Origin of the sequence: Weissella cibaria, from assembly GCF_004521965.1 — a bacterium.
Classification (GTDB): Bacteria; Bacillota; Bacilli; order Lactobacillales; family Lactobacillaceae; genus Weissella; species Weissella cibaria_A.
The window spans coordinates 1-18,895 of sequence record NZ_SDGK01000009.1 but is presented as its reverse complement, the minus strand read 5'-3'; the positions used below and the strand labels follow the sequence as shown (position 1 = coordinate 18,895).

Sequence of the window (18,895 nt, the reverse complement as noted above, 5' to 3'; positions counted from 1 at the left end):
ATATGATGGATCGAATAAAAAGTGCGTTAGCCTGGATTAATCGAAAAATCGGCCCGTTTTGGACGCGATTCCAGCTAACTAGATGGCTGATCGTCGCCTTTTTGGCATTAATTTTTTTGATTAGTGCGGTGGGGACGTTTGAAGCTAAAACAACAGATGTCTCAGACTTAAAGGCGCGATTACAATCATCAACTGAAATTTATGATGTAGATGATAAAAAAGCGGGCTCGATTGCTGGTCAAAAGGGGACATATGTACAGTTTGATAATATTTCGTCAAACGTGGTGAATGCGGTCCTGGCTACGGAAGATCGTAATTTTTATCACGAGCCCGGCTTTTCAGTGGCGGGGATGGCACGTGGCGCGTTAACGACAATTTGGTACCGCATTCGCGGGATTAACGCCTCGGCTGGTGGTTCGACGCTGACCCAGCAGTTGGTTAAGAATGCTTTTTTGACGCAAAAGCAAACCATTACCCGTAAAGTACGCGAATTATTTTTAGCCGTGCAAGTTGAAAAAGAATATTCAAAGCATGATATTTTAGCGATGTACTTGAATAACGCGTACTTTGGACATGGTGTGTGGGGTGTGGAAGATGCGGCTGAAAAGTATTTCGGCGTGAATGCCTCACAGTTGTCAGTGAACCAAGGCGCTATGTTGGCCGGTATGTTGCAATCACCAAATGGGTACGACCCACTGACGTATCCGAAGAACGCGATTAACCGCCGTAATCAAGTGTTACAAAATTTGGTTAATGATAAAAAGCTGACCCAAGCACAAGCTGATACGTATGCGTCTTATGAAATCGGTGCATCGGATCATGATCTTAATAATTCAAACTATAATTATCCATACTTCTTTGATGCCGTGATTAATGAAGCGATTAGCAAGTATGATTTGAAGGAAGATGACATCCTGAACGATGGGTATAAAATTTATACCACGTTGGATCAGACGGACCAAACTAACTTACAAGATGATTATGAAGATGAGAGTTTGAATCCTGTTGGGGGTGAGTCACAAGCGGCTTCAGTAGTCATGGATGCGAAAACGGGTGGCGTACGCGCGGTTGTCGGGGGACGTGGTGAACATAACTTCCGTGATTTGAATCGTGCTACCCAGATGTATCGCTCGCCAGGTTCGACGATTAAACCGATTGTAGATTATGCGCCATCATTGTCACGTGGTTTCTCTTATGATTCCGAGTTAAAGAATGAGCAGATGAGTTTTGGAACGAACGGCTATTCACCTTCGAATTACAACAACTACACCAGCGCGGATGTACCAATGTACGTGGCTTTGGAAAATTCTTATAACATTCCTGCCGTTTGGTTACTAGATCAACTGGGTGTATCGGTCGGTTATAATGCCGGCTTAAAGGCTGGTTTGCCATTGACCAAGGCAGATAAGAACCTGGCTTTGGCCATCGGTGGTGTGAAGAAGGGGGTTACCCCGTTGCAAATGACGCAGGCGTATACCAGTTTCGCCAATGGTGGTGAAATGAGTCAGGCACACTTCATTACGAAGATTGTTGATGCTTCTGGCAAGGTGATTGTCCAATCCAAGCAAAAGCATACCCGTCTTTGGTCAAAGAAGGTTGCTAATGAAATGACGTCGATGATGTTTGGTACATACACCAATGGTACCGGTAAGTCAGCTGATCCATACGGTTACGATGTTGCTGGTAAGACGGGGACAACTGAGGTGACTGGTGATGGTTCAACAGCGATGAATGCGACTGATTCATGGGCAATTGCCTACACACCGGACGTTGTTGTGACGACTTGGACGGGATATGATTCGAATGCAAATGGTGAATCAATTCCAGCTTACTTGTCGGCAACGGCTGGTCCGTTGATGAAGACGACACTGGAGCAAGTCATTCCGAATACTGACCAAACCCAATTTAATGTGAAGAGTGTGCGTCAAAAGATTTCGGCAGTCGATGACGGTGCCTCAAATAGTTCTGATGGGGTAGCCAATACGATTAGTGGTATCGGGGATGAAGTGAAGCAAGGTGCTGAGAAGGCTTGGGATAATGTTAAGGATGGGGCAAAGGAAGCTTGGTCAGGCATCCGAAACATTCTGGGCAATTGACGCACAGTATGTGATAATAGAACTAACAACAAAAGATTGGATATTTACTTAATATGATTAACATTTACGATAACGTAAACGCTGTTGCCGCTGACTTGCGCGAAACGGCACAATACAAGACATTGCGCGATGCGGTTGAAGCTTTGAACGGTAACGCCGAAGCAAAGGCAGTTTTCCAACGCTTCCAACAAGCACAAATGGAAATTAACCAGTCAATGCAAGCTGGTCAAGAGCCTGCTCCTGAGCAAGTTGCTGCCTGGCAAGAAATTGCTGGGGAGATGGACAAGCACGATGCGTTGAAGACGATGATGGAAGCAGAACAAGCTGTTAACCAATTGTTGATGGAAATCAACAATATCATCACAAAGCCAATCGCTGAATTGTACGGCCAAGACTAATCTTTTAAAAAGAGTAGTTGTTCATTTAGGACAACTGCTCTTTTTCTTTCCACCAACTACCGATAGATGCTTGTTAGGATATACCTAACATGGGATAATGAAATAACATATAACGTAAAAAGGATCGTGGAATAATGAAGTTTATACATGCTGGTGATTTGCACCTTGGCAATCCATTTACGGGTTTAACACGGGTTCCAGCTTGGTTGAAGGGAACATTGCAGCAAGCAACTGAAACAGCATTGCAACGATTGGTTGACGATGCGATTGCTGAAATGGTTGACTTTGTATTATTGCCAGGTGATTTGTTTGATACAACGACACCCGACGCACGAGCCCAATTGACATTGCGGCAAGCGTTCGAAACACTACAATCAGCGGGAATTCCTGTCTATCTAGGGTTTGGTAACCACGACTTTGTAGCTAATTGGCAAAGTTTGCCTACTTGGCCAGATAATGTAACTGTTTTCCCATCTGAAACAACAACTGCAACTTTAGTGACGAAAGCGCAAGAACGTGTGGCCATCACGGGTTTTTCGTATACGCAGCGGCATATTAACGATAACCGTGCCCGCCTTTACCCGGTTAAGCAGGCTGATGTGGATTATCACATTGGCCTGTATCACGGGGCACTTGGCGAAGATGGCCAGGGTGACTATGCACCGTTTACATTAAGTGACATGCAAGTTAAGCACTATGACTACTGGGCCCTTGGCCACATTCACGTGCGGCAAACATTGCAAGACAAACCATTCATAGGTTATTCCGGTAGTATTCAAGGCTTAAATAAAAACGAGGCGGGGCCCAAAGGCTATTATTTGGTAACCTCGGATCAAGGCGAATTGGTGCCGACATTTACGCCAGTAGCTCCAGTGGTTTGGCAAACAGCTAATGTCTATTTAGCATCAGATGCGCTAACGGCAATCCAGCATATTCGACAAGCACTGCAGAATGATGATGATTTTCAATTGGTTGAATTATCAGTGACAAGCGAGGATAGTGCGCTGTTGTCGTTGATCATGAACAATCAGTTGTTAGCCCAGTTAACCGCTGCATCATCGCCAACCGATAATTTCTTTGTCTATAACATTAAACTTGTGGCAGCTAACGAGGAAGTGTCATTACCGGCTGTTGACCAACAGTACTGGGCGCAGACGGTTGATGACGTATTTAACTATGATATGTTGCAACAGCTTGGTTTAAAACAGGTGCAGGACGCGGCAGTATTGCAGGCTTTTTTGACGCCAGCGATGTTGGCGGAACTAAAGCAAGCCGTCATCGAAAAATTACGTTTAACTGAAATGGGGGTTGCGACTGATGAAGATTAAGCAAGCACACATTATCGGTTTCGGCCAGTGGCGCGATCAGACGTTCGATTTTGTGACACAGTTACAAATTATTCAAGGGTTGAATGAATCCGGTAAGACGACGTTACATCGGTTCTTATTGGGGATGTTGTTTGGTTTCCCACAGGCTAAGGGTCGCCGCATTAACACGTATGAACCCCTTGAACAGGGCCCGTATGGTGGTACTATCACGTTCGACGTAGCGGGAACGGACTACGAATTGACACGATTGGGACGGACACAGACGACGGTAACGTTACGAACGGTTGCGACGGGACAACAATTTGCGGATGCGGAACAGACGTTAGCAAAATTGCTGGGACCTGTTGATCGTGACTTATACTTAGCGGTTTTTAGTTTTGATCAAGAAGCCTTGGCCCAAATTTTTGCTTTGCGTCCGGACGAGTTTGCGGAACACTTGCGTACACTAGCAACGCCTGGGTCAGAACAATGGCTCGCGTTGGCTAACCATTGGGATAAAGAGGCTACGAATGAATTTGGCGCCACTAAGACGGCGCACCGACCAATTAATGAGGCGTTAACGGCGTTGGCTAATCAGCGAGCAGATTTGCAAACGGCGATTGCAAATCGTCCGTCAGTCAATAAATTGGAATCCGCCTATGAAGCAACCCGGCAACAAGTTGCCAACTTAACTGAGCGACAGAGTCGGTTGACGGCTGACGCCTCTGAACAGGCTGCGCGTCAGCAGCTAGTGCCGGTGTATCAACGGTGGCAGCAATTACAACAACAATTAGCACATACGGACGAACCGTTGGATACGGCGTTGGCGGATGAGGCCGACCACCTCGAAGCGCAATTACGGGTTATGCCGGATGTGCCAACGACCACGACGGTTACCCAAGAGAAACTTAATCAAACCCGTGTCGCGCTTGATGAATTCGCAACCTTGCAACAACAGCAACGGCAAGCCGCCTCGCAACAAGCGCAATTCCAAGATGAACGCGATTCGCTGTTGCAGACGCATCATTGGCAAGCTGTGCCGACTGAACTAACGCCATTTCAAGTAAAAGCCTTGCAAACTGGTACAGGGACGGCTATTGTGGCCCAATATCGTCGGGCGGGCATTGGGGCGTTAGCCTTTGGCGTCATATTGCTAATTGGTCTGGCGATTGCTGGTCAATTATTACCAGGAATTGTCCTGTTCATCTTATTGGCCGGAGCTGGCCACGTGCTTTACCGGGTGATGCCGAAGCGGGTGGCACCGGATGTTAACTTGCCGGCGGGATACGAGGGCATGACTAATGAACAAATAATTACAGCGCAACCGGACGTCCAAAGACTCCATAGTTTGATTGCGCGCATGCAAGAATTGATGACGATGCAACAAACGGTGATGCCAGACATGCAACGGGCGGAAGAACGCTTGAATTGGTTGGGGTATCATTTGACGGAATCTGAATATCGCCAACGGTTAGCAGAAGAACAAGCACAAATGACAACAGCGGGTCAGCAGGCAGTTACTCGGGCACAGTACCAACAACGCCTGTTAGAAATTTACCAAGCTCTTGGTGTGGCTGGCGCTGCCGCTTTGCAAGCGCGTCGTCAGGAGCAACAGACTATTCTTGCTAAGCAGCAAGAGGCCGACTTGTTGCGTGAGCAACTGAGAGATGCTGATTTAACCGTTTTGGCAGTAGCAAGTGAATCGGTTGACGATGTTGCGCCATCAGCATTGGCGATGCGGTTGCAGACGGAATTAGCGGACGCGCAACAACAACTTGCTCGTTTAGACGTGCAACGCCAGCGATTGGCAAATGATACAACAATCGAAGCCCAGCAACAAGCGTTAGCAAGCCAAGAGGCCGCCGTGATTGCTGAGTTGCAAACGTACTTCACGAATCGTTTAGCGAGTGAGTGGGTGAACCGCGTGTTTAACTTAGCGATTGGTGATCGACTACCGCAGTTATTGTCGTCAGCAAGTGCGTTATTAGCACGCTTAACGCAAGGGAACTACACGCAAATTTCACAGACGAAGACTTTAATTAAAGTAACACGCCAAGATGGGGTGATGTTTACCGTGACGCAATTGTCAAAGGGAACGGCTGAACAAGTTTATGTCGCTATGCGCTTGGCATTCGTTAAGTTAGTTACACCTACGTTAGCCTTGCCAATTATGATTGATGATGCATTTGTAGACTTTGATACACCGCGACAGGAAACCATGTTGCAGGTACTAGCTGAAATGGCAGCAGATGAGCAACAAATTTTGTACTTTACGGCACGACGAACAACAGGACACCATATCTTGGATTTGAATGAGCTAAAGGGGGATAAGTAACATGTCAGAAGTGAAACAACTGCGCGATTATCAAGTTGATGAACGCATGGACATCTTTGTCTTATTGAAGGAAGTTGATCCACGGGTCACGCAACAAGGCAAACGATATCTGGCTGTTTCTGTTGCGGATCGTTCAATGGAAATACGTGGCATGAAGTGGGATGCAACACAAGAAGAGGCGGATACATTGCAAGCCGGAATGGTTATTTTTATGACAGCGGTTCGGCAAGTGTATCAGGATAAGCCACAACTCAAAATTCTATCAATACGACCAACTCGAGTGGGCGAACCGCAAAATCCAAGTGATTTCATGAATGCAGCACCAATGAAGGCAAACGAGATGGAGAAAGAAGTTTCGGCGTTGATTTTCCAAATTACTAACGCGACGTGGCAACGGATTGTGCGCCACTTGTTATCAAAGTATCATGATGAGTTTTATAAGTACCCAGCAGCTAAGAGCAATCACCACGCCTTTGCTGGTGGGCTTGGCTTCCACTCATTGTCGATTGCTCGTTTGGCTCAAGCAATTGTGAAGCAGTATCCAGGGGTCAATGCTAGCTTGTTATATGCGGGTGCTTTATTGCACGATTTGGGTAAAGTGATTGAACTAACCGGCCCAATTGCAACGCAATATACGACGGCAGGTAACTTAATTGGGCACATTGTCCTAATCGATGAACAGATTGTTTTAGCAGCCAATGAACTCCATCTGGATTTGTATAGCGAAGATATGTTGGTGCTACGCCATACTGTGTTAGCTCACCATGGGTTGATGGAGTATGGATCACCTGTCCGTCCACTAATTAAGGAAGCGAATATTTTGCACCAGTTGGATGAATTAGATGCCAATATGCAAAGCTTTGATAACGCGTTAGCCGAAACAGAACCAGGCGATTTTTCACAACGCCAGTGGGCATTAGATAACCGAAATGTATACAAACCTGATCTAAAATAATGTGTAAAGCGTGCCTCTTTTGAGACGGTGCGCTTTTGATTGTGCGTCAAATGTTCCGGCATTGGGATATATTAGAAAATTCTTTTCGCGGAAAACGTTTGCATTGTGAAAGGTTTTTACATAAAATAGATAAGTACTATTCATAAGTTTGTGGATTTTTTTGAGATACGAGAGGTTTAACAATGGAATACTTGATCGGAGTTGACTTGGGAACAACGTCAACTAAGGCAGTTTTGTTTGACACTGAAGGTCACGTGATTGCCAGTGCCAACAAAGGTTACAAGTTGTACCGTGATGAGCCAGACATGGCCGAAGAGGACCTAAACGAAATTTGGGAAGCCTTCGTCGACGCAATGACAGAAGTAGTGCGCGGCGCAAACGGTGGCAAGATTTTGGGTGTGTCATTCAGTTCAGCAATGCACTCACTGATTGCATTTGACGCTGATTGGCAGCCTTTGACACGTGTTATCACGTGGGCTGACACGCGTGCAGTTAAGTACACGGAAGAGTTGAAGTCAACTGGTTTGGGCCAAAAGATTTACAGCAAGACGGGTACACCAATTCACCCAATGGCCCCATTGTCAAAGATGTTGTGGTTGAAGAATGAAAAGCCTGACGTGTACAACAATGCGGCTCACTACTTGGGAATTAAGGAATACCTGTTCCACCGTTTGTTTGGTGCTAACAAGATGGACATCTCAATTGCTTCTGGAACAGGTATGTTCAACATCTTCAATTTGGATTGGGATGAGCAAGCACTTGAAGTGACTGGTATCAAGAAGGGACAAATGCCACAAGCAGTTGAACCTTACGAGATGGAAAAGGGTATGGTTGCCGAGTACGCCGCTGTGATGGGCTTGGATATTAATACGCCATTCATTTACGGTGCTGGTGACGGTCCTTTGTCAAACTTGGGTGTTAACGCTGTGCAACCTGGAGTTGCCGCGGTAACGATTGGTACATCAGGTGCCATCCGTGTTGTGACTGACGCACCCAAGATTGATCCTAAGGGACGTACGTTTACGTATGCTTTGGACAAGGATCACTGGGTTGTCGGTGGACCAGTTAACAACGGTGGAGATGTCTTCCGCTGGGCCCGCGACAAGATGTTTGATGCTGAGAAGTCAACGGCTGCTTTGATGGGTGTTGATACGTACGATTTGTTGACGGAAATCGCGTCGAAGATTCCAGCTGGTGCTGATGGTTTGTTATTCCACCCATACTTGGGTGGTGAGCGTGCCCCAATCTGGGATGCCAATGCTAAGGGTTCATTCTTTGGTTTGACACACAATCACACGCGTGCCCACATGGTTCGTGCCGTACTTGAAGGGATTATCTTCAACATCTACATGGTTGCTTTGGCTTTGGAAGAAGTTGTTGGTGACTTGAAGTCTGTGCAAGCAACTGGTGGTTTTGCCCGTTCAGCTTTGTGGCGTCAAATGACGGCAGATATCTTTGAGCAACCTGTTACGGTACCAACGGCCTTTGAGTCAGGTGCTTTGGCTGCGACGGTTATGGCACAAAAGGCTTTGGGAATGGTAGATAGCTTGGATATTATTGCCGACATGGTTGGTGAGTCAAATACGTATGCACCAAACCCTGAAAACTACGAAGTTTACCGTGAGTTGACGCCAATCTTTATTCGTTTGGCACGTCAATTGCAAACGGAGTACGCAAATATTGCGAACTTCCAACGTAAGCACGTCAAGAAGGAAGACAAGTAAACTTGTTTTCGACTAAACAGATAAACAATTAAAACGTTGCTCGCAGCACGTGACTTTACGCCCGTGCTGTGAGCGTTTGTTTTGAATGGTATAATTTACCTATTTTAAGGAGTATTTTGAACGATGGAATTCGTTATGTTGGCAATTGCAATTCTGATATTGCTTGTCTTGATTGTTAAGTTCAAGTTGAACACGTTCGTATCATTGGTTGTGACGGCGTTTATCTTGGCTTTGTTGTTGGGAATGAACCCAATGGATGTCCCAAGTGCTGTCTTGGGTGACCAAGGTATGGGTAATATCTTGGGATCTAATGCCGTTATCTTCATCTTCGGTGGTATGATTGGACGTTTGGTTGCGGATGCGGGTGGTTCATACCGTATCGCGAAGACGTTGATCAACTGGTTTGGTATCAAGCGTCTACAATGGGCTGTTTTGATTGCCTCATTTATCATCGGAATTTCAATGATTTTCGTTGTCGGAATGGTCTTGTTGATTCCAATCGTATTTGCTGTTGCGATTGAGGCAGGTGTGCCATTGCTATACCTTGGTATTTCAATGACGGCTGCCTTGTCATCAGCACAAGGTTTCTTGCCTCCACAGCCTGCACCAACGGCCGTTGCAACATCATTGGGTGCTAACATCGGTTTGACGTTGATTCTTGGGTTGGTTGTATCGATCATTACAGCCGTGGTTGCTGGACCTTTGTTCACGAAGTTGGCACAAAAGTATGCACCCGACGCATTCCAATTCAAGACAGAAATTAAGGCTGTCGGCGAAGTTAAGGAATATGATTTGGACAAGACGCCATCATTCTTCTTGTCAGTTATCACGTCAGTCTTTCCATTGATCTTTATGATCATTGCGACAGTTTACAAGATGATCTACACAGGTGGTGTAACGCCAAAGAATCCAAACGGTTTTGACAAGGTTATCGAATTCATGGCAACACCAGCTGTGGCCATGACGATTGCTTTGTTGTTCGCCATCTTCTCAATGGGTGTTTGGCAAAAGAAGTCAGCCAAGGAAATTGGTGACTCATTGAACAATGGTATGTCAGCGGTTGCCGGTATCTTGTTGATTGTCGGTGGTGGCGGTGCCTGGCGTGGTGTATTGGTTACTGGTGGTTTGTCTGATAAGGTTGCTAGCTTGTTCCAAGCTAACGGTCACATGTCAGCTATCACAGTTATTATCTTCGCTTGGGCAGTTGCCGCAGTGTTGCGTATCTCTGTTGGATCAGCAACGGTTGCTGGTATGACGGCAGCTGGTATCGTGTTGTCAATCGTGCAATCACAAAACAACCCAACGTTGGCCGTTTTGGTCGCCTTGGCAATTGGCGCTGGATCATTGATTGCATCGCACGTTAACGACGCTGGATTCTGGATTTTCCAAGAGTTTTTCGACTTGACGATTAAGCAAACGTTCCAAATCTGGACAGTTTTGGAAACAATCATTTCCTTAGTTGGTATGGTTGTCATCCTAATCATGGCCATGATTTTGATTTAATTAACATTTATTAAACCCATCAGTCCGCTGATGGGTTTTTGTACGCCAAAATTCTGAAAAATGGCCCTTTTTATTTGTTTTAAATGGGCGATAGTGTCAGACTAATAGTTGTAAATTATTAGATATCATTCACTGCCTGGTTGTATTGATTAGGAAATGAAATTTTACTGATTTTTTAAAACGGGAGGCTTGTCTCAATGTCAGATAAGAAGATTACTGCCGGTTTGGCAGCATTGAAGGTTATGGAAGGTTGGGGTATCGATACGGTGTACGGTATTCCTTCTGGTACTTTGAGCGGTTTGATGAACGCAATGAGTGACCCTGAAAATAACATTAAGTTTATTCAAGTAAAGCATGAAGAAGTTGGAAGTATGGCTGCCGCTATGCAATACAAGTTTAGCGGAAAGATGGCGGTTGCTGTTGGTTCTGGTGGCCCTGGTGCCACGCACTTGATTAATGGTTTGTATGATGCTGCAATGGACGCAACGCCAGTTTTAGCCATCTTGGGTTCAAAGCCATCACGTGAGTTGGGGATGGATTCCTTCCAAGAATTGAACCAAAACCCTATGTACAACGACATTGCGGTTTACAACAAGCGTGTTGCGGTACCGGAGCAATTGCCATACCTGATTGATGATGCCATCCGTACAGCAATTTCAAAGAAGGGAGTTGCGGTTCTTGAAGTGCCTGCTGATTTCGGCTTTGCTGAAATTGACGCTGAGATGAACTATGCTAACCCAATTTACTCTTCTGGTGATATCTACAAGGAGTATAAGCCTGTTGCACCAGAAGCAGCTGATGTTGATGCAGCCGTTGAAATTTTGAAGAATGCGAAGCGTCCAGTTATTTATGCTGGCTTCGGAACAATCGGTCACGGTGAGCTTGTGCAAGAGTTGTCTCGTAAATTGAAGGCACCAGTGTTGACGACCGCTAAAAGTTATGAAGCGTTCGATTATGACTTCGAAGGTTTGATGGGTTCAGCTGGCCGTGTTGCTTGGAAGTCAGGAAATGATGTCATCTTTGAAGCAGACACTGTTTTGTTCATCGGTAACAACTACCCATTCTCACAAGTTGAGAACTTTATGGCCAGTATAAAGCACTTTATCCAAATCGATAGCAACCCAGCCCGTCTTGGTCGTCGCCACAAGGCTGACGTCGCCATGTTGGCTGACGCTGGTTTGGCAGTTAAGGCACTTTTGGAGAAGGTTGAACCAGTTGCTGAGTCAGTTTGGTGGAATGCTGCGTTGAAGGATGCGCAAAACTGGCGCGACTACATGCACAAGATTGAGACGAAGACAGAAGGCCCATTAGAGGCATACCAAGTCTACAACGCCATCAACAAGTATGCTGACGAAGACGCAATCTTCTCAATTGATGTTGGTGACACGACGCAAATGTCAATTCGTCACTTGCACATGACGTCTAAGAACATGTGGCGTACGTCACCATTGTTTGCTACGATGGGTATTGCCATCCCTGGTGGAATTGGTGCTAAGAACGTCTTCCCAGATCGTCAAGTCTTTAACATTGCCGGTGACGGTGCCTTTGCGATGACTGATTCAGATATCGTAACGGCAGTTCGTTACAACATGCCAGTTATTAACGTGGTGATGACGAACACACAATACGGCTTCATCAAGGATAAGTATGAGGATACCAACACGTACCGTAACGATGAAATTGTTGACTTTGGTGATGTTGATTATGCTAAGATTGCTGAAGCCCAAGGCGCTGTTGGTTTAACCGTTAACAGCATTGCTGACATCGATAAGGTGATGCAAGAAGCTGTTGATTACTACAAGCAAGGTCGTGTCGTAGTTGTTGATGCCAAGATTACGAAGGAGCGTCCAATCCCTGTCGAAGGTTTGAAGCTTGATCCAGCGCTTGCAACTGAAGAAGAAATCAAGGCATTTAAGGAGCGCTTTGATGCCCAAGAACTTGTACCATTCCGTAAGTTCCTTGAAGAAGAGGGGCTAAAGTCACGAGTCGTTAAGGTTAACGACGAAGATATGAAGTACAACTTCTAATTAATTAGCTCATAAATATGAAGCACCTACCGTTGTGTGGGTGCTTCTTTTTTTAGTGCGTGTCGTGCTTTCGCACGAGCAACAGGGACGAATTGTGCCTTACGCCATTGTTCAAAAGATTGGCAACCGAATGACGCGGACGCCATTCAGCGGGGCAAATAATTCCCTCCTAAGGCTCCGTGGTCTGTGTGGGCTTTCATGAATAGCGGCGACCAACAGGTGCATTCCTAAATGGTGGACAAAAACAGAACACGTAACTGAAATACTGAATATGCAAAAAATCACGAACTTTTTGTACGCAAACGATTTCTAAAGGTGTATACTGTTTAAAGTTGGTTTTATGAAAACGATTTCATGAAATTTAAAGAGATATTTTTTGAGATTATTTGTAGAGGTGTTTGGAATGTTTTCTGTACTTGCAGGCCTCACTACTGATCCTTCAACAGGTTTGTACCAATGGATGTCAAACGGCTTGAACGTTTGGCCATTTTTGGTCCTAGTGGTGGGTATCGCTATTTTGCTATTTTTGATTCTCAAGGCCAAGGTTAACACTTTCGTGTCATTGATTATTACATCAATCCTTGTGGCCCTTGGTTTGGGAATGAACCCAGCTGGTATTGCCGATGCGCTTAAGAGTGGTATCGGTGGCACAATGGGTGAGTTGGTCATTGTCTTTGGTTTCGGGTCAATGATTGGCCGTTTGGTTTCTGATGCTGGTGGTTCATACCGTATCGCAACAACTTTGATTAACAAGTTTGGTAAGTCAAAGTTGCAATGGGCGGTTGCGGGTGCCTCATTTATTATCGGAATTTCATTGCTATTTGAAGTTGGTTTGGTTGTTTTGATTCCAATCGTCTTCACAATTGCTTTGGAAGCCGGCGTATCATTATTGTATCTTGGAATTCCAATGGCCGCTGCTTTGTCAGCAGCCCAAGGATTCTTGCCACCACAGCCATCACCAACGGCTGTGACGAACGTATTGGGTGCTAACATCGGGGTTGTCTTGATGTACGGAATCATCGTTGCGATTGTGGCGTTGATTGTAGCAGGACCTTTGTTCACCCGTTTCGTGCGTAAGATTGAGCCAAAGGCGTTCAAAATTACAAAGCACTTGGATGCAATCGGTGAAGTTAAGACGTTTAAGTTGGAAGAGACGCCATCGTTTGGCTTGTCGATCTTGACGTCATTGATGCCTGTGTTCTTCATGTTAATTTCAACGGTTTACACTTTGGCCCACAATGGTGGTAAGCAGGTTTACTCAGGCGTGGTTGGGGATACAGCTTGGAAGGCGATGACTGCTTCATCTCGTCACGGTTACTTGACGGACCCATCAACGCTTGACCGTGTGATTGCCATGTTTGGTAACCCAGTGATTGCCATGGTTATTGCAATGGCCTTTGCTATCTGGTCAATGGGACCAAAGCAAGGACGTACGATGGCAGAAGTTGGTGGCTCAATGTCAGAAGCATTGAAGTCCATCGCTAACTTGTTGATGGTTATCGGTGGTGGTGCAGCCTTCAAGGGAATATTGACAGCCGGTGGTATTTCAACTGCGATTGCCACGGCATTCTCACACACATCATTGTCACCAATCATCTTCGCATGGTTGATTGCGGTTATCTTGCGTGTCTCTGTTGGATCAGCTACGGTTGCTGGTTTGACAACGGCCGGAATTGTGGCGCCTTTGGTTGCAAACCAAACCGCGGTTAATCCAGCGTTTGTTGTGCTTGCTATCGGTGCTGGTTCATTGGCAGCCTCACACGTTAACGATGCTGGTTTCTGGATGTTCAAGGAATTCTTTGATTTGGACGTACCACAAACGTTGAAGATTTGGACTGTTCTTGAAACAATCATTTCAGTTGTTGGTTTGATTGTTATCTTGATTTTATCAGCTATATTCTCATAATTTACACATGTCATAAAATACCCTAACTTCAGTCAAAGTTAGGGTATTTTTATTTGCGATTATGTCTATAATAATTTTTTCTAAAATACTTTTAGGGGATAGGTCATGAAGGTTTGGCATAATAAGTGGGTCCGCTGGGCCTGATATAACACAACGGGGCTTTTCTGTTTACTTTATATTTTTCATGTTTCGGTCCTGGAAATCGGTGGTTGGATTGTCACGCTGTTAACAGTTGTTATGCTGGTGATTGCAGTGTTGATGATGATTTCAACGCTTTTGCGTCATTTGCGTAGTTTCCAAATGATGCGGCCAGAAGAGCAGGATACTCAGGCATAAAAGCGATGGTAAAACATGGTCCGGAAAGGTATACTTAAAGTAACTAACGTGTCTGTATGACACAGTCGGACTACAACAAAACAAGGGCGCGTCTCAATTACGCGCATTTAGTTTGGAAACAAGAAGGTATTGCCATTGACCACCGTAACTGTACAGCCAGGCGTTTTTTTACACGTACTGCCTAGCCAGCAATTTGCCACAACCCGAATTCTCGTTAATTTCACGCGCCAACATGATGCGACTTCTTTGGGCGGTCGTGTCCTTGCCAGCAATATGCTGGAGACAGCTTCGAAAAAATATCCTTCACAAACAACTTTGGCCCGCGCGCTGAGTGAACTCTATGGTGCGTCATTTGGCACAGATGTTTTGAAGACCGGTGCATTGCACACATTACGGCTACGAATGACGTTGGTGCACGATTCGTTTGCACCGGATTCAGAAAGTTTGTTGGTTGATGGATTTGCCTTTATCCGTGAGATGATGTGCGCGCCACTCGGTGATGCAGAGCAAGGATTTGATCCAACTGTTTTTGAACGCCAGCGTGAAATCTCACTTGATGAAATCGCTGGCTTACAGGAAGAAAAGCCGTTCTATGCGGCTCGGCAAGCCATCAATGCTTATTTCGATGATCCAGTGCAGGCATTGCCGGCTTACGGTACTGTTGACTTGCTTAAAAGGGTCACTGCCAAGGGAGCCTGGGATGCCTGGTTTGATACGATGCAACATGATCGCGTTGATATTATTGTTTTGGGTGATGTTGACGTTGTGACAGTTACGCAGGCGGTACAACAATTGCCACTGACAGGTCGTGCTATTGTCGGGAATCCCTATTATGAGCAACCAGAAAAAGATGCGGTCAAGCAGGTGGTTGAGCTTGACAAGGTGAACCAAGCTCGCCTGATTTTGGCTTATCAATTGCATATTGCGCAGACGAATCGTTTCCAAGGCTTTGTGTTTAATGCATTGTTTGGTGGTTTAGCTGTCTCTCGTTTGTTTATGAACGTACGTGAGTCAGCTGGTTTGGCCTACTCTGTCTATTCAGATTACAACCCATACACCGGGTTACTCATGGTTGAGGCCGGGGTGGATCATGCCGAATTAGGTGAAGCTGAGCAACGAATTGACGCGGAACTGACCCGCCTACAGACGGAATTAGTTGGTGACGATGAACTTGCCATGATTAAACGTTTGATGAAGGCAGATTATGTGACCTCCTTGGACCAACCAGGTCGCATCACAGAGCGATTGCAGAATCAGGAATTAATCGGTTATCACACCACGGCTGAAGAGTGGTTGGCAGCTGTTGAGTCTGTTACCGCACAACAAGTACAACATGTTGCGAACGCAGTCAAAAAACAACTGCATTATGAATTAGTGGGAGGGACCCAAAATGACTGATGCTGTGACACGTTTTGCGCCTAAGGAGCGTCATGAAACGTTATCGAACGGTCTCCGTCTCCATCTTCTACCACGACCAGACTTCCATCAAATGGTTGCCATGGTGACGGTTGATTTTGGCGCCCGAGATCAAAGTTTTGAAAAGGACGGGCAACTAGTGCAACAACCAGCCGGCCTTGCCCATTTTTTGGAGCACAAATTATTTGCGCAACCTGGTTATGATGCATTCTCACGGTTGAGTGAGCTAGGGGCGAATGCCAATGCGTTTACAACGCAGACCCGGACCAGTTACTTTTTGACTGCACCAGCGAATGAGTATGAGGCGTTAAAGGAGTTGTTAACGTTTACTCAGGAACCTTATTTTGAGGCGAAATCCGTTGCACGTGAGCAGGATATCATTTCGCAAGAAGTTGATATGTATCAAGACGATACGAATGCGCGATTGTATCGTTTGATTTTAGGCCAACTATTTAAGGATGATCCAATGGCCGACGATATTGCCGGTACGACTGAATCAGTTCATAGCGTGACACCCGAAGATTTACAGTTGGCCTTTGACGCATTCTATCGTCCAGACAACATGGATGTTGTGATTGCGGGGGCTTTTGATGAAACAACAGTTCGTGCTCTAATTAACGCATCACCAGCTGGTCAAAGGTCCGCTGTGGCGCCAGTTTTGGTGCCAACTCACGAGCTACAACCAGTAAGTGATGATATTTTAGAGGTCGAAATGGATGTTGTTCGTCCAAAGGTAGCGATGGGACAACGTTGGTATGATGGCGCTGATATGCCGACTGGTCGGGAAGCGCTGCGGATTGCAATTGCGGGTAGTTTAGCAGTTGATTTGGTCTTTGGGGAATTCTCACCAACCTACATGACTTGGTATGACTCAGGGATGATTGACGATTCGTTCAGTGCAGAGTTTGACTGGGAGCGTGGTGTGGCATTCTTGACCATTGCTGCCGAAACACCAGAGGCTGATGAATTAATTGATGCGGTCACTGATGAATTGGAGAATATGGCTGATCGTTTTGAGTCTTTGCAAGCAGATTTCGAATTAGTTAAGAAAGATGCCTTGGGCCGCTTAATTAACAAGTTGAATCAACTTGAAGAAATTGTCACCCGCTTTGAAGGATCAACCTTTGATTTTGCGACATTACGTGATGAAATTAATATTTTGCAAGCGTTGACGTTTACAGATGTATTAGAAATCTTAAGAAATGCCCAAGTCAGTGCGTTAACAACCGTAATTGCAACGCCAAATGCTTTGGACATGTGATAGAATAGGCCTATATGCAATTATAATGACAATAAAAAGTTAAGGATGAGAGACTAATGAACGAAGAGCGCAACAGCGTAATCGGACAAGAGCTACAAAATGCTCGTCTTGATAAGGGGCTATCCCTTGACGATATTCAACAATCAACAAAAATTCAAAAGCGCTACTTAGCAGCCATTGAAAATGGTCAATTCGACCAGTTGCCTGGTGCTTTCTACGAACGCGCGTTTGTCCGCCAATACGCGTCAGCTGTTGGCTTAGACGTGACGGAATTTATGCAAAATCATGATATTCAAACGCAAACGGTTGAACCAGACTTGAGAGGGGCACGTGTGGATTCAGATAACGTGACGCGTGCTGGCATGCACCAAGTTGAAGAATCAACGGCCGAAAAGACGCGCCAAATGTTACCAAAGATTTTAATTGGGGTTGCCGTGGTGGCAATTATTGGCATTATTTGGGCGCTAGTTGCTTCATTTGCTGGCTCAGCTAAGCAAGAAAACACAACGTCATCAGTTTCTGTAACAACGTCAAAGGTGTCATCATCAACGTCATCAGATGCTGAAAAGTCATCAACGGACGCATCAAAGGAATCAGCTGCGAAGTCATCTTCTGCATCATCTGAGAAGAAGGATAAAGATGCTGTTGACTTGGGTGCTGGTCAAGCAACTGGGAACACCGTTAACTACGGCACTGTAAAGACCCCAGCTAACAAGGAATTGACGTTGAACTTGAAAACGACAGGTGCCTCGTGGATTCAAGTGAGCGATGCATCAGGTGCCGTTTTGTGGAACGGTACATTGCAAGCAAACGGGAACCAAGATGTCAAGATTCCAGCAACCGTTCCTGGTGTACGTGTTTCAATTGGTAACGCAGCTGCGACAGCAGTATCACTTGATGGCAAGTCAGTTGACTTGATGGCAAACAATGCAACGGTCTGGAACCTTGCAATGACGTTTGCCCGCTAAATGATAGTAAGGAGCGTTAACAGTCATGAATTTACCTAACAAGCTTACGCTGTTTCGTATGATTTTGATTCCAGTGTTTATGCTGGTATTGGCATTGCCATTGGATTGGGGAACATTACAAGTTTCGGGCGCACAATTGCCAGTAACACACTTGGTTGCCGCGATTATCTTCATTGTGGCGTCATTAACTGACTTGGCGGATGGTAAGATTGCTCGTAAGTATAAGCTAGTGACGAACTTTGGTAAGTTTGCCGATCCTTTAGCTGATAAGCTGTTGGTAATGACCGCATTGATTTTCTTTGTGCAATTTGGCTGGGTACCTGCTTGGATGGTTGCCATTATCGTTATTCGCGAATTGGCGATTACCGGGTTGCGCACGCTGATTGTTGAAAACAACGGTAAGGTATTGGCTGCTGCCATGCCAGGTAAGATTAAGACGGCTTCTCAAATGGTTGCTATCTCATTCTTCTTGCTACACGATATCGTGTTTGCTATGGCCGATATCCCATTTGCCATGATTATGATCTGGATTGCGTTGTTAGCAACGATTTATTCGGGAATTGATTATTTCTATAAGAACCGAGATGTTTTCTCGGACGGCTTTAAGTAAGTCATAATTGGGAGGTAGGGTGACACCTAATGTGTCACCCTGCCTCCTTTTGT

General features: G+C 45.5%; 13 protein-coding genes. All 13 read left to right on the top strand.

The features are described 5' to 3' along the window. The first annotated feature begins 2 nt into the window (after positions 1 to 2). Positions 3 to 2,096, top strand: a complete 2,094-nt coding sequence (locus EST42_RS01145; protein ID WP_134643852.1) for a transglycosylase domain-containing protein — start codon at positions 3 to 5, stop codon at positions 2,094 to 2,096. 53 nt (positions 2,097 to 2,149) lie between these two features. Next, positions 2,150 to 2,494: a YlbF family regulator gene (locus EST42_RS01140; RefSeq protein WP_010370449.1), complete on the top strand. Its 345-nt coding sequence runs from the start codon at positions 2,150 to 2,152 to the stop codon at positions 2,492 to 2,494. Positions 2,495 to 2,628: 134 nt separating this feature from the next. Next, positions 2,629 to 3,822, top strand: a complete 1,194-nt coding sequence (locus tag EST42_RS01135; protein ID WP_134643851.1) for a metallophosphoesterase family protein — start codon at positions 2,629 to 2,631, stop codon at positions 3,820 to 3,822. Then, positions 3,812 to 6,136 carry an ATP-binding protein gene (locus EST42_RS01130; protein ID WP_134643850.1) on the top strand — a complete coding sequence of 775 codons (2,325 nt, stop codon included), beginning with the start codon at positions 3,812 to 3,814 and terminating at the stop codon, positions 6,134 to 6,136. The genes EST42_RS01135 and EST42_RS01130 overlap by 11 nt, the downstream gene beginning before the upstream one ends. Position 6,137: 1 nt before the next feature. Further along, the gene (locus EST42_RS01125) at positions 6,138 to 7,091 is read left to right on the top strand and encodes a 3'-5' exoribonuclease YhaM family protein (RefSeq protein ID WP_134643849.1); all 954 of its coding nucleotides are present in this window, start codon (positions 6,138 to 6,140) and stop codon (positions 7,089 to 7,091) included. Between the two features lie 182 nt (positions 7,092 to 7,273). After that, positions 7,274 to 8,815, top strand: coding sequence for a gluconokinase (gntK, locus tag EST42_RS01120; protein ID WP_134643848.1), 1,542 nt, complete (start codon positions 7,274 to 7,276; stop codon positions 8,813 to 8,815). Positions 8,816 to 8,938: 123 nt separating this feature from the next. Further along, positions 8,939 to 10,318: a gluconate:H+ symporter gene (locus EST42_RS01115; protein ID WP_134643847.1), complete on the top strand. Its 1,380-nt coding sequence runs from the start codon at positions 8,939 to 8,941 to the stop codon at positions 10,316 to 10,318. Between the two features lie 197 nt (positions 10,319 to 10,515). Next, positions 10,516 to 12,345: a pyruvate oxidase gene (gene spxB / locus EST42_RS01110; protein ID WP_134643846.1), complete on the top strand. Its 1,830-nt coding sequence runs from the start codon at positions 10,516 to 10,518 to the stop codon at positions 12,343 to 12,345. Positions 12,346 to 12,748: 403 nt separating this feature from the next. Further along, on the top strand, positions 12,749 to 14,251 hold the full coding sequence (locus EST42_RS01105) for a gluconate:H+ symporter (protein WP_134643845.1): 1,503 nt from the start codon (positions 12,749 to 12,751) through the stop codon (positions 14,249 to 14,251). Positions 14,252 to 14,722: 471 nt separating this feature from the next. After that, entirely contained in the window at positions 14,723 to 15,985 is a 1,263-nt protein-coding gene (gene yfmF / locus EST42_RS01100; RefSeq protein ID WP_134643844.1) for an EF-P 5-aminopentanol modification-associated protein YfmF, read from the top strand. Beyond that, the gene (yfmH, locus tag EST42_RS01095; RefSeq protein ID WP_134643843.1) at positions 15,978 to 17,264 is read left to right on the top strand and encodes an EF-P 5-aminopentanol modification-associated protein YfmH; all 1,287 of its coding nucleotides are present in this window, start codon (positions 15,978 to 15,980) and stop codon (positions 17,262 to 17,264) included. Before yfmF ends, yfmH begins: the two co-directional genes overlap by 8 nt. Positions 17,265 to 17,320: 56 nt before the next feature. After that, positions 17,321 to 18,232: a helix-turn-helix domain-containing protein gene (locus tag EST42_RS01090; RefSeq protein ID WP_134643842.1), complete on the top strand. Its 912-nt coding sequence runs from the start codon at positions 17,321 to 17,323 to the stop codon at positions 18,230 to 18,232. 25 nt (positions 18,233 to 18,257) lie between these two features. Further along, the gene (pgsA, locus tag EST42_RS01085; RefSeq protein ID WP_134643841.1) at positions 18,258 to 18,842 is read left to right on the top strand and encodes a CDP-diacylglycerol--glycerol-3-phosphate 3-phosphatidyltransferase; all 585 of its coding nucleotides are present in this window, start codon (positions 18,258 to 18,260) and stop codon (positions 18,840 to 18,842) included. Positions 18,843 to 18,895 lie beyond the last annotated feature (53 nt).